Origin of the sequence: Tabrizicola fusiformis (genome assembly GCF_013328815.1) — a bacterium.
Taxonomy (GTDB): Bacteria; Pseudomonadota; Alphaproteobacteria; order Rhodobacterales; family Rhodobacteraceae; genus Fuscibacter.
This window is the reverse complement of the sequence record NZ_JABUHN010000001.1, coordinates 123,007-137,115: the sequence shown is the minus strand read 5'-3', so window position 1 is coordinate 137,115 and position 14,109 is coordinate 123,007. Positions and strand designations below refer to the sequence as shown.

14 protein-coding genes and 2 tRNA genes are annotated in these 14,109 nt (G+C 66.5%); 12 read left to right on the top strand and 4 right to left on the bottom strand.

Features of this window, described 5'->3' with window-relative positions; all coding sequences use genetic code 11:
- Positions 1-40: 40 nt before the first annotated feature.
- Together HS053_RS00635 and HS053_RS00630 are read left to right on the top strand one after the other, a co-directional pair.
- A tRNA-Lys gene (locus HS053_RS00635) sits at positions 41-116 on the top strand.
- Between the two features lie 101 nt (positions 117-217).
- A tRNA-Lys gene (locus HS053_RS00630) sits at positions 218-293 on the top strand.
- Between the two features lie 93 nt (positions 294-386).
- Here HS053_RS00630 and HS053_RS00625 read toward each other — a convergent pair.
- Entirely contained in the window at positions 387-1,280 is an 894-nt protein-coding gene (locus HS053_RS00625; protein ID WP_174209250.1) for a LysR substrate-binding domain-containing protein, read from the bottom strand.
- A 95-nt stretch (positions 1,281-1,375) separates the two neighbouring features.
- On the opposite strand from HS053_RS00625, the gene HS053_RS00620 reads away from it, so the two are divergent.
- The 8 genes from HS053_RS00620 to HS053_RS00590 are packed head-to-tail and all read left to right on the top strand — an operon-like array spanning position 1,376 to position 9,377.
- A complete protein-coding gene (locus HS053_RS00620) occupies positions 1,376-2,566 on the top strand; it encodes a trans-sulfuration enzyme family protein (RefSeq protein WP_174209249.1) in 1,191 nt (396 codons plus the stop codon).
- Positions 2,567-2,598: 32 nt separating this feature from the next.
- The gene (locus HS053_RS00615; RefSeq protein ID WP_174209248.1) at positions 2,599-4,164 is read left to right on the top strand and encodes an ABC transporter substrate-binding protein; all 1,566 of its coding nucleotides are present in this window, start codon (positions 2,599-2,601) and stop codon (positions 4,162-4,164) included.
- A 4-nt stretch (positions 4,165-4,168) separates the two neighbouring features.
- On the top strand, positions 4,169-4,570 hold the full coding sequence (locus HS053_RS22240; protein ID WP_241699712.1) for an ABC transporter permease family protein: 402 nt from the start codon (positions 4,169-4,171) through the stop codon (positions 4,568-4,570).
- Entirely contained in the window at positions 4,522-5,109 is a 588-nt protein-coding gene (locus tag HS053_RS00610; protein ID WP_241699725.1) for an ABC transporter permease, read from the top strand. Before HS053_RS22240 ends, HS053_RS00610 begins: the two co-directional genes overlap by 49 nt.
- Positions 5,109-6,023, top strand: a complete 915-nt coding sequence (locus tag HS053_RS00605) for an ABC transporter permease (RefSeq protein ID WP_174209247.1) — start codon at positions 5,109-5,111, stop codon at positions 6,021-6,023. The genes HS053_RS00610 and HS053_RS00605 overlap by 1 nt, the downstream gene beginning before the upstream one ends.
- Entirely contained in the window at positions 6,020-7,024 is a 1,005-nt protein-coding gene (locus tag HS053_RS00600; RefSeq protein ID WP_174209246.1) for an ABC transporter ATP-binding protein, read from the top strand. Before HS053_RS00605 ends, HS053_RS00600 begins: the two co-directional genes overlap by 4 nt.
- On the top strand, positions 7,021-7,980 hold the full coding sequence (locus HS053_RS00595) for an ABC transporter ATP-binding protein (protein ID WP_174209245.1): 960 nt from the start codon (positions 7,021-7,023) through the stop codon (positions 7,978-7,980). Before HS053_RS00600 ends, HS053_RS00595 begins: the two co-directional genes overlap by 4 nt.
- Positions 7,980-9,377 (top strand): amidase, encoded by a 1,398-nt coding sequence (locus tag HS053_RS00590; protein ID WP_174209244.1) that lies wholly within the window; start codon positions 7,980-7,982, stop codon positions 9,375-9,377. The genes HS053_RS00595 and HS053_RS00590 overlap by 1 nt, the downstream gene beginning before the upstream one ends.
- A 96-nt stretch (positions 9,378-9,473) precedes the next feature.
- Here HS053_RS00590 and HS053_RS00585 read toward each other — a convergent pair whose 3' ends face one another.
- Genes HS053_RS00585 through HS053_RS00575 form a run of 3 tightly spaced genes read right to left on the bottom strand, consistent with a single transcriptional unit; the run spans position 9,474 to position 12,506 of the window.
- Positions 9,474-10,418: a pyridoxal-phosphate dependent enzyme gene (locus HS053_RS00585; protein WP_347233278.1), complete on the bottom strand. Its 945-nt coding sequence runs from the start codon at positions 10,416-10,418 to the stop codon at positions 9,474-9,476.
- Entirely contained in the window at positions 10,415-11,362 is a 948-nt protein-coding gene (locus HS053_RS00580) for an ornithine cyclodeaminase family protein (protein ID WP_174209243.1), read from the bottom strand. Before HS053_RS00580 ends, HS053_RS00585 begins: the two co-directional genes overlap by 4 nt.
- Before the next feature lie 7 nt (positions 11,363-11,369).
- Complete coding sequence (locus tag HS053_RS00575) at positions 11,370-12,506, bottom strand: M20 metallopeptidase family protein (RefSeq protein ID WP_206677567.1); 1,137 nt, start codon at positions 12,504-12,506, stop codon at positions 11,370-11,372.
- A gap of 67 nt (positions 12,507-12,573) precedes the next feature.
- Here HS053_RS00575 and HS053_RS00570 point away from each other — a divergent pair, with 67 nt between their 5' ends.
- Together HS053_RS00570 and HS053_RS00565 are read left to right on the top strand one after the other, a co-directional pair.
- Positions 12,574-13,200, top strand: a complete 627-nt coding sequence (locus tag HS053_RS00570) for a helix-turn-helix transcriptional regulator (protein WP_174209242.1) — start codon at positions 12,574-12,576, stop codon at positions 13,198-13,200.
- A gap of 3 nt (positions 13,201-13,203) precedes the next feature.
- Complete coding sequence (locus tag HS053_RS00565) at positions 13,204-14,094, top strand: alanyl-tRNA editing protein (protein WP_174209241.1); 891 nt, start codon at positions 13,204-13,206, stop codon at positions 14,092-14,094.
- The last annotated feature ends 15 nt before the right edge of the window (positions 14,095-14,109 follow it).

Here is a 14,109-nt window from a genome sequence, read left to right as displayed (position 1 = left end):
TGCGCTCGTCCGAGATAGGGTTTAGGGCGCCCCCACGGATGGGCCGTTAGCTCAGTTGGTAGAGCAGCTGACTCTTAATCAGCTTGTCGAAGGTTCGAATCCTTCACGGCTCACCATCCGTCTCCCTTCGATCGCGTCAGGCTGCAACCCATTGCAGCGGCGCAATTGATTCGGGGTTGACGTATCCCAGAGGCTTGCTTAGTGAGCCTCTCGCAGTGGGCCGGTAGCTCAGTTGGTAGAGCAGCTGACTTTTAATCAGCGGGTCACAGGTTCGAATCCTGTCCGGCTCACCACTGCTTCCCTGATATATTGCTGATGAAGGGGTTTGCCATTCCGGGCGACCTCTCTTCCGAGACCCGTCTTGGCAATGCCCGCAGACCGGCGACTCAACGGGGCGGCGCAAGTTGATCGCGGGCGGCGCAAAGACACTCGGCCATATCCCGCGCCAGACGCGAAGGTTTCTTGGGCGGCAACAGCAGCAATGTGCGAAAGTTGACCGAGGGCCGCATCGGGCGCAGCACCATTCCCCGGTCGGTAAAGCCCGGCGCCGTCAGCGGATCGACGATCCCGCAACCCAGACCCGACAGCACCAGCCCGCAAATCGTGGTGGAATAGGCGGTCTCGACCACCACGCGCGGCGACACACCATGCGCTGCAAAGATCCGTTCGGCCTCGTGTCGGGTGGTATCTTCGGCGGCAAGTGCGACAAAAGGCACGCGGTCCAGATCGGCGGGCAGGATTTCATCCCGCGCCGCCAGAGCGTGGCCGGGCGGCAGCGCGATCATCGCGGGGATCTGCGCAAAGGGGGTGGCGTCCAGCCCGGTCTGGTCAATCTCATCCGCTGTGACGGCCACGTCCAGATGATTGGCCGCCACCTGATCACGCACCACGGAAGAGCCGGCCACAACCAGCGTCACACTCACCTCGGGGTGTTTGCGGCGGAACCGGGCGATGGCATTGGGCACAAGATTGGTGCTGAAGGCAGACAGGCAGCCCAGCCGGACCTCGCCGGTGCCATAATCGCGGATGCGGGCGGCGGCGCTGCGCAGGCGGGCGATACCGGCAAAGGAAATCTCGACCTCGCGGTAGAAAAGCTGCCCCTCGGACGTGGGAACAAGGCGGCCCTTCTCGCGGTCGAAGATGCGGAAACCGACCGCGCGCTCAAGCGCCATGATCGCCTTGCTGACGGCGGGTTGCGAGATGCGCAGCACCTCGGCCGCGCGGGCCGTGGTGCCCCAGGTCATCACGGCATGGAAGGCTTCGATCTGGCGAACGTCCAAAGCTATAACCTAACGGAATAGAAGGCACCCATCTCTATATTGGACGGAATGTTCCTTGCCGGTCAACCTTGAGCGTGACGACAAAGGAGTTCCGTATGCGTGATGAGACACTTTCCCTTCAGAGCGTGCCGGTCAGCACCGAGGGCTATGACAGCCTGACGGTGCCGGTTCATCGGGCGTCCACCATCCTTTACCCCGATGCCGACAGCTTTGCCCGCCGCCTTGGCCGGGGGGCGGATGGCTATGTCTATGGGCTTTACGGCACGCCGACCCACCGGCATCTGGAGGGCAGGATCACGGCCATGCAGCGCGGGGCGCGGACCGTGCTGCTGCCCTCTGGTCAGGCGGCGAATGTCTTTGCCATGTTGGCCGTGCTGAAGACCGGCGACCGGGTGCTGCTGCCCGATACCTGTTATGGCCCGACCCGCGATTTCGCGCAGACCGACCTGCCCGCCTTGGGCATTTCTGCGGCTTTCTACGACCCGACCGACCTTGCGGCCCTGGACGAACAAGCCCCGGGCGCCCGGCTGATCTGGGCGGAAAGCCCCGGTTCCCTGACGCTGGAGATGCAGGATATTGCCGCCATCGTGGCCATTGCCCGCCGTCATGGCGCGCTGACGGGCTGCGACAACACCTGGGCCTCGCCGCTGAACTTCCGCCCGCTGGAGCATGGCGTCGATCTGGTCGCCGAAGCCCTGAGCAAGCATTTCGGCGGCCATTCCGATCTGCTGATGGGATCGGTCACGGTGGCCGACCCGGATTTGGGCCTGCGGATCAAGGCGCAGATGGGCCGATATGGCATCGGCGTGTCCCCCGATGACGTGGCGCTTGTCATGCGTGGGGTCGAGACGATGGCGGTGCGGATGGCGCGCGCCAGCGCGACGGCGCTGCGACTGGCCGGATGGCTGGCAACGCAGCCGCATGTGGCGCAGGTGCTGTATCCGCCGCTTCCGGGCAGCCCGGGGCATGACATCTGGGCGCGCGATTTCCATGGCGCCTCGGGCCTCTTCTCGGTGGCCTTCGATGATCTGGCCGCGCCGCATGTGCTGCCCGCGCTGGATGCGCTGCGGGTCATCTCCATCGGCGCCTCGTTCGGCGGAACGCGCAGTCTGGCCGCGCCTTCAGCCGTCGCGCCGCTGCGCAGCGCCACCCGCTGGACCGGCCCGGAATTCGTGCTGCGCCTGTCGGTCGGCATGGAAGCGCCCGAAGACCTGCAAGACGACCTGACCCGTTTCCTGACCGCGATAGAGACCTGCATCGCGGCGGGCAAGATCAAGAAAAGCTGAACAAAACCAACATATCAACAGGAGAGCCCCAGATGAAACGCCGCAACCTTCTTCAAGGCATGGCCGCCGCCGGTCTTTTGCCCCTTGTGCCAGGTTTTGCGACCCGCGCCCTTGCCGCCCCCGGTGACACGGTGCGTTTCGCCATCGCCAAACCTGCGGGCGACATGAATCCCCATGCCTATAAGGGTCTCTGGGGCGCGCAGGATCTGATCTATGAACCGCTGGTGAAATACGGCCCCGGGGGCGAGATTCAGCCCTGCCTTGCTGCCTCGTGGTCACTGTCCGACGATGGCAAGACGCTTGCACTGGAATTGCAGCCGGGCGTGACCTTTCAGGACGGCACACCCTGGAATGCCGAGGCGATGAAATGGAACCTCGACCGCTGGGTGCCGACGGGCGACCATGACTGGATCAACCACGTCCGGCTGTTCGACCATCTGGAGATCAAGGGCGATCATTCGGTGGTTATGCATTTCAAAGAGGCACCTCTGAGCCTGTTCTTCGAACTCAGCTACACCCAGCCGACGCGCTATCTCAGCCCGGCCTCGGTGGCGGCGGATGGCAGTTTTGACAAGGCCATCGGCACCGGGCCGTGGAAGCTGACCTCGGCCTCGGATAGCCTCTCGGCGTTTGAGCGGTATGAGGGTTACTGGGGCACCGCGCCCGGCTTTGACAAGCTGGAACTGGTGGTCCTGCCGGATTCGCGGGGCCGGATGGCGGCCCTGCGAGCGGGTGACATCGACGTGACGGGGGGTGATTTCATGGCCCCCATCACCGCGAACGAGGCGACCACGCTGAAAGACGCCGGCATCGCGGTTGCGGTGCATTCCGGCATTGCCATGCTTCTGGGCTTCAACCCTGACCGCAACCCGGCTCTGGCCGACAAGCGGGTGCGCAATGCGATCAGCCAGGGCTTTGACCGCGTGGCGATTGCGCAGGTGCTTTACAGCGGGCTGGCGGAACCCGCAGGCAGCATGTTCCCGCCCTCAGTTCCGCTGTCGGGCAATCAGTTTGCCCCCGACGCCCATGATCCCGACGCCGCCCGCGCGCTGCTGGATGCGGCGGGATGGACCGGCGACGGCATCCGCAGCAAGGATGGCGCCGCGCTGAAGGTCGAATTCGTGGTCTCGAACGATCAGATCGCCGGGTCGCGCAGCATGGCCGAGGTGATGCAGGCGCAACTGGCCGAAATCGGCGTCGAACTGACGATCCGCTCTGTCGATCACGCCTCGCGCCACAGCGACATTCCGGCGCGGCAGTATGACATGGCGCTGTTCCTGACCTTCGGCGCCCCCTACGAACCTTTCGGCACCATGATGGGCTATCTCTATTCGCCCTATGACAACGGGGTGGATGGCAAGATGGTGATTGACGCCGCCAACCTCGACCCGCTGATGGAGGCCGCGACGGCAGCAAGCGAGGCGACCGTTCAGGCACAGGTGCAGGCGGTTTATGACTGGATTCACGCCGAAACCGCGCTGGCCCCCCTGCTCTACACGCCCTCGATCTGGGCGCATGGGCCGCGTGTCGAAGGCTTCACCCCGCCGGCGACCGAATATGACACGCCCTATGACGGGCTGATCATCAAGGCGGGTTAGGGCGATGCTGGGTTATGTGACCGGCCGCTTCCGCAATGCGGCCATCCTTCTGGTTCTGGCCTCGATGCTGTGCTTCGGCCTCGTCGTCTCGGCGCCCGGCAATGTCGCGGTGCTGATTGCGGAACTGCGCACCCCGGGCGCGACCTTTGCCCAGATTGCCGAGATCGAAGAGGAGTTGGGTCTGAACGAACTGCTCCCCACCCGCTACTGGCACTGGCTGTCTGGCGTGCCAGCGGGGATTTCGGCATCTCTTACAAGACCGGAGAGGAGGTGGGCGCGGCGATGGCGCGCAGGCTGTCGGTCACGGCAACGCTTCTGGGCGGTGCGGCGATCTTTGCCTGCCTCTTCAGCCTGGCCATGGGGTTTCTGGGCGCCCTGCGGCCGCATGGGGTGGTGGACGGGCTGACCCGGATCGGGGCGCTGATCGGCGCCTCCACCCCGCAGTTCTTCCTTGGCGCCATGCTGATCTATGGCTTCGCGCTTAAACTGGGCTGGTTCCCGACCTTCGGCGACAATCAGGGGCCGCGCAGCTACATCCTGCCATGGATCACGCTGGGAATGCTGCCGGGATGCGTTCTCAGCCGCCTTGTGCGCGTCGGGCTGGAGGAAGAGATGACCCGCCCCTTCGCCCTGACGGCCCGCGCCAAGGGGCTGCGGCGCAATGCGATCCTGTTCCGCGACGCGCTGCCGAATGTCGCCCCGGCCTGGCTGACCGCCTTTGGCGCGCAATTCACTGCCATGACGGTGGGCAGCGTGGTGGTCGAGCCGCTTTTCGCCTGGCCCGGTGTGGGGGCCATGTTCCTGCAAGGCGTGCAGTTCCGCGACTTCATGGTGGTGCAGGCCGGGCTGCTGATCTTCATTTCGTTCTTCATCCTGCTCAATCTGGCGGTGGATATCGCCGTGATGCTGTTTGACCCGAAACTTCGCCGGCAGGGGGACCGCTGATGACCGTTTTCCTGAATTCCGCGCGGCCCTTGCGGGTTTCCCCCGGGCTGGCGCTCTGGATCGTGGCCGGGTTCCTGTTCCTTGGCCTTTTCGGGCCCTGGCTGGTGCCGCATGACCCGCTAAAGCAAAACCTGCTGGCCGCGGGACAGGGTCCGGGGCTGGTGCATTGGCTGGGCACCGACCATCTGGGGCGCGATACGTTCTCGCGGCTGATTGCGGCTGCGAACACCTCTCTGGTGGGCATCACGCTGGTTCTGGGCATCGCGCTGATCATCGGGATCGGGCTGGGCACGCTGGCCGGATACCGCCGCGGCTGGACCGAAGAGGCGATCATGCGGGTGACGGATGTGGGCCTTGCCATGCCGTCGCTGATAATTGCGCTGGCGATGATCGGCATTTTCGGCACCGGCTACTGGAACATGGTCATCGCGCTGGCGCTGGCATGGTGGCCGTCCTTCTGCCGTGTCAGTCGGGCGGTAGTGGTGGGCGTGATGAACAAACCGCATATCGAGGCGTTGCGCGTCATGGGCGCCAGCCCCTTGCGGATCTTCTTCGTCCACCTTCTGCCGACGACGACCGGCTCGGTCCTTGTCTATGCCACCGCCGATGCCGGGGGGCTGGCGCTGTCCATCGCCACCTTGTCGTTCCTTGGCCTTGGCATCCAGCCACCCACCCCGGAGTGGGGCCAGATGCTAGTGGACAGCCTGCCCTATCTGGAAGGCGATCCGCGGCAGGTGATCCTGCCGGGGCTTGCGCTGACCCTTGTCGTTGTCGCCTTCAACTTCCTGGGCGAAGCTATCGCGCTGAACCGGGTGCCGCGCCCCCTGGGCCGCCGCCTGCTGGCCCGCCGCCGGGCCGAGGCCGCCGCCTGGGACAGGCCGCCCAGGGGGCTTGTCACCGGAGAGAAAGCATGAATGCCGTTTATGACATCCGCGACCTGACCGTAGACCTTTACACCCGCAGCGCCGCCGTGCGCGTGGTCGATGGCGTCAGCCTGTCGGTCGCCGCCGGGGAATGCCTTGCCATCGTCGGCGAAAGCGGCAGCGGCAAGACGGTGATGAGCTTTGCCCCCATCGGCCTGATGCCCGAAGGGGTTTCGGTAGGGCTGTCTGGCGGTGCGCAACTGGCCGGGGCCGACCTGATCGGCGGGGACGAGGCTGCGCTGGCCCGTCTGCGCGGGCGCGAAGTGGCGGTGATCTTTCAGGATCCGATGACGGCGCTGAACCCCGCCCGCCGGATCGGCAGCCAGATCGCCGAGGTCTGCACCCTGCACCTTGGCCTGAAGGGCGCTGCCGCCGAGGCGCGGGCGCTGGAGCTGATGCGGCTGGTCGGTATTTCCGACCCCGAGGCGCGGCTTCGGCAGTATCCGCACGAGCTTTCGGGCGGGCTCTGCCAGCGCGTCGTCATCGCCATGGCCATCGCCGCCGAACCGAAACTGCTGATCGCGGATGAGCCGACGACGGCGCTGGATGTGACGGTGCAGGCGCAGATTCTAGACCTGCTGCGCGACCTGCGCGCGCGGATGGGCATGGCGATGATCCTGATCACCCATGACATCGGGGTGGTGGCCAATGCCGCCGACCGCGTGGCGGTGATGTATGCCGGACGGCTGGCCGAGGTGGGGCCGGTGGATCAGGTGCTGCGCGCGCCGACCCATCCGTATACCCGTGCATTGATCGACGCGATTCCGCGCCCCGAAGACCCGGTGGGCAGCCCGTTCCGCGGCCTGCCCGGGATGCCGCCACAACTGGCCGGACCGATCGGCGGCTGTGCCTTTGCGCCGCGCTGCCCGCGCGCCACGCCCGGCTGCGCCACGCTGCGCCCGCCGATGCGGGCGGTCGCCGGAACCCCGGGCTGGCAGGCCGCCTGTCACCACCTGACCCTTGCCGTCATCCCGAAGGGAGCTGCCGCATGACCACGCCCGTTCTGGAGGTTCGCAACCTTGTCACCCATTTCCGCAGCGTCGAGCGCGGCAAGACGATCAAGGCCGTCGATGGTGTCAGCCTGCATCTGAACGCGGGCGAGATCGTCGGCCTGATCGGCGAATCTGGCTGTGGCAAATCCACCCTAAGCCGGTCGATCGTCGGGTTGGCCACGCCCAATTCGGGGCAGATCGTGCTGGACGGCACCGATCTGTCTACCCTCAGGGGCAGCGCCCTGCGCCGCACGCGGTCGGCCATTCAATATGTGTTTCAGGATCCCTATTCCTCGCTCAACAATCGCCAGACCATCGGCGAGGCGCTGGAAGAGGCATTGGTCATCGCAGGGCTGCCCGCCGAACGCCGCGGTGCGCGGACCACTGAACTGCTGGACCATGTGGGTCTGCCCGCCGCCATCGCGCCCCGCTATGGGCGGGAACTGTCGGGCGGGCAGCGTCAGCGCGTCGCCATTGCCCGCGCGCTGGCGATGAACCCGCGCGTCCTGATCGCGGATGAGCCGGTCAGCGCGCTGGACCTGTCGGTCCGGGCGCAGGTGATGAACCTGTTCTTCGATCTCAGCCGCAATCTGGGGGTGGCCTGCCTGCTGGTCGCCCATGATCTGGCGCTGGTCCGGCAGGCGGCCAGCCGCAATTATGTGATGTATCTGGGCAAGATCGTCGAAGAGGGCGCCTCGACCCAGCTATACGGCGACCCGCGCCATCCCTATTCGCGCGCACTTCTCGCTTCGGCGCCCAGCCCCGACCCGGTGGCGGAACGCGCCCGGCCGCGCGTTCCCCTCACCGGAGAATTGCCCAGCCCGACCAATCCGCCGTCGGGCTGCCGGTTCCGCACCCGCTGCCCCGTGGCGCAGGCGGCCTGCACCGCAACCCTTCCCCCGCCGGTCGAGGTGGCAACCGGCCATCGTGCGGCCTGCCTGTTCGAGGGGGCCTGATGGCAGAGATTTCCAACCTGACGATCGCACAGCTTTCGGCGTTGATCCGGGGCGGGCACCTGTCACCGGCAACGCTTGTGCAGACCTGCCTTGACCGGATCGCGGCCTTCGACCCGCACCTGCACGCGGTGAACAGCCTGCGTGCCGAAGCCGCGCTGGATGAGGCGCGGCAGGCGGCGGATGAGATCGCCCGGGGCGGCTGGCGCGGGCCGCTGCACGGTATCCCCGTCGGCATCAAGGATCTGATCGACGTGGCGGGCCTGCCCACCACCGTGCAGGCGGCGCATCGGCGCGGCCATATGGCCAGCGGGGATGCAGCGGTGGTGCAGCGGCTGAAAACCGCAGGCGCGGTCATTCTGGGCAAACTCGCCACGCATAAATATGCGGTGGGCCTGAACGAGGACGCTGCCTTTCCCGCCGTGCGCAACCCATGGGATTTGTCGCGCGATCCCTGCGGGTCGTCTTCGGGCTCTGCCGTTGCAGTGGCGGTGGGGCTGTGTCCCGGGGCGGTGGGCAGCGATACGGCGGGGTCCATCCGTGACCCTGCGGCATGGTGCGGCGTGGCGGGGCTGAAGCCGACCGACGGGCTGATTGCCACCGGCGGCCTGTTGCCGCTGTCGCGCAGCATGGATTGCATCGGCCCGATGGCCCGGACCGCCGCGGATTGCGCGCTGATGCTGGAGGCGATGGGGGGGCCGCCGGTCGCGCCCGATCTGCCCGACCTGCGGGGATGCCGGATCGGACTGCCGCGCCATGTCTATCCGGACCACGCCACGCTTGACCCCGAGGTGGCAGCGGCCACCGAAGCCACGATCGCGCTTTTGCGCGATCTCGGCGCCACTGTGACTGAGGTGCGCCTGCCCGATTTCACCGAAATGGGCCGCATCGCGCGCCGCATCACCTGGCCCGAGGAAACCGCCGAACACGGCGCCGAACTCGACGGCTGGCCCGACCGTTTCTCGGCCACGGCGCGGGCGCGGCTGGCGGATGGCAGGTCCATCCCGGCGCCCGATTATATCACCGCCCTCGGCCAGCGGCGCAACATGTGGGCCGCGGTTGCGGCGGTCATGTCCGAGACCGAACTGTTGTTCTTACCCACCATGCTGACCCCGGCGCAGCCCCTTGGCTATGAGAGCGGCCCCATGGGGGAGGTTGACCTGTCGCTTGCCCGCCCCTTCAACCTGACCGGAAATCCCGCCCTGTCCTTCTGCATCGGCCTGACCCGGCAGGGTCTGCCCATCGGCGGGCAGCTTGTGGCCGGGTGGCATGACGATGCACGGCTGTTGCAGGTTGCCACGACCCTCGAGCGCGCCATGGGGGTGGAGGCGTGGCGCAAACTTGACCCGGGTTTGCCGACCGGCCCGTGCCAGCTTGATCACAGGACGCGCGTCAGGTGAGGAATGCGCCGCGGCCCTCGGGAACAAGTGAAAGGGTCTGAGCCGCCGCCCTGCTTGCTGCCCAGACAAGCAAGGCGGTTTCGGCGCCCGCTGACCCTAGCCCAAGGCCAGAGCGCGGATCTTTGGCCCATCGAAATTCCCGCCGCACAGAAGGACGATATTGGTCTTGCCCGCCGTCCTTTCCCCCAGCTTGCGGAACGCCGCCATGGCCAAGCCAGCGGCGCCTTCGACCAGAAGCGTTTCGTCCTGTGCAAGGCTGCGCAGCGCCGAAAGGATTTCGCCTTCGGAACAGGTCACCACCTCATCCACCACAGCTTGCGCCAGCGGCAGAGTCAGCGTGCCCTCGTCGATGCCGCCCGCCACCGCATCGGCCAAGGTATCCAGATGATCGCATTCCACGACCCGCCCGGCCTGCATCGAAAGCGCCAGCGCCTGCGAGGCTTCGGCAGCGGCACCGATGATGCGTGTGCTGGGCGAGAAGGCTTTGATCACCGCACCGATACCGCTGATCAGACCGCCGCCACCCATGGCGATGACGAGGTTGTCGATCTGCCCCGCCTGCTCCAGAAGCTCCAGCCCGATGGTGCCCTGACCCGCGATCACATCGGCATCATTATAGGGCGAGATATAGCGCGCACCCGTCTTGTGCGCGAGGGTCTGGGCGTGCTGCTCGGCCAGGCCGGTTTCGGCGCCGTATAGGACGACCTCGACACCATGGGACCGGATCTTTGCCAGCTTTTCCGGCACGACGCTTTCCGGCAGGACGACCGTCAGCTTGCGCCCCAGCGATTGCGCTGCACGGGCCGCCCCGATGCCGTGATTGCCGGATGACGCCGTGATCAGCGCCTGCCCGGCGGGAACCGCCGTCATCACCGAAGCCGCCCCGCGGATCTTGAACGAGCCGGTAAGCTGAAAATTCTCGGCCTTGAACCAAAGCCCCTCGCGCCGGGCGGGCAAGAGCGGCGTTTCCTGAATATGCGCCCGGATACGGCGCCGGGCCATGACGGAACGCGCGGCAGAGGCAAGGATCAGGTCGGTCACTGGGCGGTGCCTTTCGCGCGGGAGAGGACGGAACGCGCCATCGCAATGTCTTGCGTGGCAACGCCGGTAAGGTCGGCAATCGTGATATCGTCCGGGGATCGGCGCCCCGCAGCCCGGCCCGAAAGGATCGCACCCAATTCGGCGCAATCGCCGGGCCCGATCAGCCCCGCCGCGCGGGCATGGGCAAATTCGCCATGGTCCAGCGATTGCGACAGGCTGTCGGCGACGCGCAATTGTGCCCGAACGACCAGCGCGGTTTCCAGTTCCTGCTTGCCGGGGCTGTCAGCGCCGATGGCGGTGATATGGCAGCCGGGGCGCACCCAATCGGCGCGAACAAGCGGGGCGTTGGCGGGGGTGGCCGTCACGATCACATCGGCGCCGCGGCAGGCGGTTTCAAGATCGGGGGCGATTGTCACCCCCTCCAGCCGGGCAACCAGCGCCGCCACACGGTCCGGGTTGCGGCCCCAGATGGCAATATCGGCCGCCGGCGCCAGATGCCGCAGCGACCGGGCCAGCCAATAGCCCTGTGTGCCGCTGCCAACGATCAGGAACCGCCGGGCATCCGGACGGCAAAGCGCGAGGCTGGCCACCGCACCGCCCAGCCCGGTGCGCAGATCGGTCAGATAGCCCTCATCGGCCAGAAGCGCCTGCATCTGCCCGGTCAACGCCGAAAAGACCAGCACAACCCCGGTGCTGGAGGGCAGGCCCTTTGCCGGGTTGTCATAAAAACCCGAAGCGATCTTGACGGCAAAGACCTCATCCCCGGCGATATGGCCGAATTTGATATGACAATCGCCATGGGCCGCGGGAAAGCCCAGATGGCCCACCGGCGGCAGGTTGGCGCGCCCGTCGGAGATGGCCCGATAGGCGTCGCGCACGGCCTCGGCCATTTCGGAATCGACGGTGACCAAGGCTTCGATCTGAGTTCGGGAAAGCTGGATCATGGTTTCCTCAAGCGCCAAGCGCCAGAACGGCGGCCCGGGCCAACAGGGCTGCCCCCGGCGCGATGGCCGCGTCATTGAAATCGTATTTCGGCTGATGCAGACCCGCTTCGGGGGCAAGCGCACCATTGCCCAGAAAGGCATAGGCACCGGGCAGCACGCCCAGAAACTCGCCGAAATCATCTCCGGCCATTACCGGCGGCGGCGGCGCGATCAGGGCTTCGCCCGCCGCCTGCCGCAGGATGTCGCGCTCGGCCCCTGTGTTCACCACCGGGCTGCAGGCATTGGGATCAAAGTCGAGGGTCCAGTCGCAGGCCGCCATCCCTGCCGCCGCCTCGGCCACCGCCGCCACCCTGTCGCGCAAATGCCCCAGCGTCTGGGCGCGGAAGGCGCGCAGCGTGCCGGTCAACTCGGCCTCTTGCGGGATGATGTTCTGCGCATGGCCGCCGCGAAAGCTGCCCACCGTGACCACCGCCGCCTCCATCGGATCGACCGAACGCGCCACGGCCTGCTGGATGCCGGTCATGAAATGCCCACCGGCCAGCAGCGGATCGCCCGTCAGATGCGGCATCGAGGCATGGCCGCCCGCCGCGCTGAACCGCAGCGAAAACTCAGCCGTGCCCGCCATGACCGGGCCGTCATGCACCGCAACTGCTCCCGTGGGCAGGCCGGGCCAATTGTGCAGACCAAAGATCCGGTCCATCGGAAAACGCCGCAGCAAACCGTCATCCAGCATCATCCGGGCACCGCCATACCGCTCTTCGGCGTGCTGGAAGATCAGATGGACCCGCCCGGCAAAATCCTGCCGCCGCAGGATCATCGCCGCACCCAGAAGGATCGTCATATGGCCGTCATGGCCACAGGCGTGCATCACGCCGGGCGCTTGCGACTGATGCGGCAAACCCGTCAGCTCGGTGATCGCCAGCGCGTCCATATCGGCACGCAGCCCCACGGCGGGACCGTCGCCGTTCCCGACCGTGGCCACCAACCCGTGCCCGCCGATGCCGGTGACCACGGGCAAGCCCAGCCCGGCCAGCCTTGCCGCCAGAAACTCTGCCGTCCGCACCTCGGCGCAGGACAGTTCGGGATGCCGGTGCAGGTGGCGGCGCATCTCCACCAGTTGCTCCAGCTCGCTTGGCGACAGCATGGCGCCTCCATGGATTATCTTGTCCAATTTATACATACTGGTATAAATCCCGCAAGCTTAACGCGAGATGCCCATGCCCCTTTCCGCCTTTCACCCGCTTTGCGACGCCATCGCGCTGTTGTTGCAGCCGCAGGCCGAGGTGGTGTTGCATGATCTGGCGACCGAAACGGTGGCCCATATCGCCAACCCCTTCTCGCGGCGGGACATCGGCGAGCCGTCCTTGCTGCATGAGATCGACTTTCGCCCCGATGTCGCGGTGATCGGCCCCTATGAAAAGGTGAATTTCGATGGCCGGCGCCTGAAATCGGTCAGCGCGGTGCTGCGCGATCCGGGCGGGCGGGCGATTGGCGTCTTGTGCATCAATCTTGATGTCACCCACCTGCACACTGCGATCGAACTTCTGACCAATCTGACCCGCCTGCCTGCGGGCGCCGGTCAGCCCGCCGTGCTGTTCCATGAAGATTGGCACGAAAGGATCAATCAATATGTCCACGGCTGGACCGCGCGCAATGGCACCTCTGTTGCCGATCTCAGCCGGGCGCAAAAGCGCCAACTGGTGGGCGAACTCGCATCGGACGGCGCCTTTGGCGGCAGACATGCTGCGGCCTATATCTCGCGCGTGCTGCAGATGAGCCGGGCAAGCGTCTATAACTATCTGCGCGCCGCCAAGGGCGGCGGAACAACGGAAGGCTGAGGAATGGAACTGCAAACCGGGTTGAGCAACGGAACCGTCGTGACCTTTGCCGGCGGCAGTCTTGGCGAAACCGCGCGGGTGGTCTTTGCGACAGAGGTCGCCCGCGAGCATCTGGCGGTGACCGACCGCAGCCCGTTTCACCCGCAAAGCCTGTCCTGGCCGGATCAGCCCGGCGACCGCGGCTGGCTGATCCTGGCCGACGGGCGGCGGGCCACGGTGCTTGACAGCCGCGAGGCGCTGTTGAACCGGGCGACCGGCATTCTGGCGACGGGTGATGCCGCAAGGGCGCTGAAGCGCGGCGATCCCGACATCGCCGCGGTGGTCCTGCATGTGCTGGACGCCGCAGTTGCCCCGGGCGAGGTCGTCACGCTGGAGGTGGACGGGCCGTTCCGCCACGCGCTTTCGTTGCAGCATACCGGCGTGCATCTGGCGGCGCTGGCTCTGAACCAATGCGCGGCACCCTTCTGGACGAAGACCCCGGACGACACAGACAGTCTTGGCGCGCCCAATCTCGACAAGGCGGCTGTGACGCAATCACAGATCGGGGCTGATGCCTCGACCGACGGCTATCGCTTGGGCAAATCGCTGCGCAAGAAGGGTTTTGATGCGGCGGCTTTCCTGTCCGATCTGCCCGGTCGGGCGGCGGCGATCAATGAAACCCTGCGCCAGATGCTCACGACGCCTGCCCCTGTGGTGCTGACCCCCGGCGAAGGCCCCCTTGGCGACCGTCGCCTGTGGTCAACCCACCTGAACGGTGTCGAGGTGTCGATGCCCTGCGGCGGCACGCATGTTGCCCGGCTCTCGGACCTCGCGGCGGTCGAGGTTTCCCTCGCCCCGACCGAAGACGGCTTTGTCATGGTGACCCAAAGCAGGGCAGCCACCACCGCCTCCTGACCCCTGGCCAGGCCC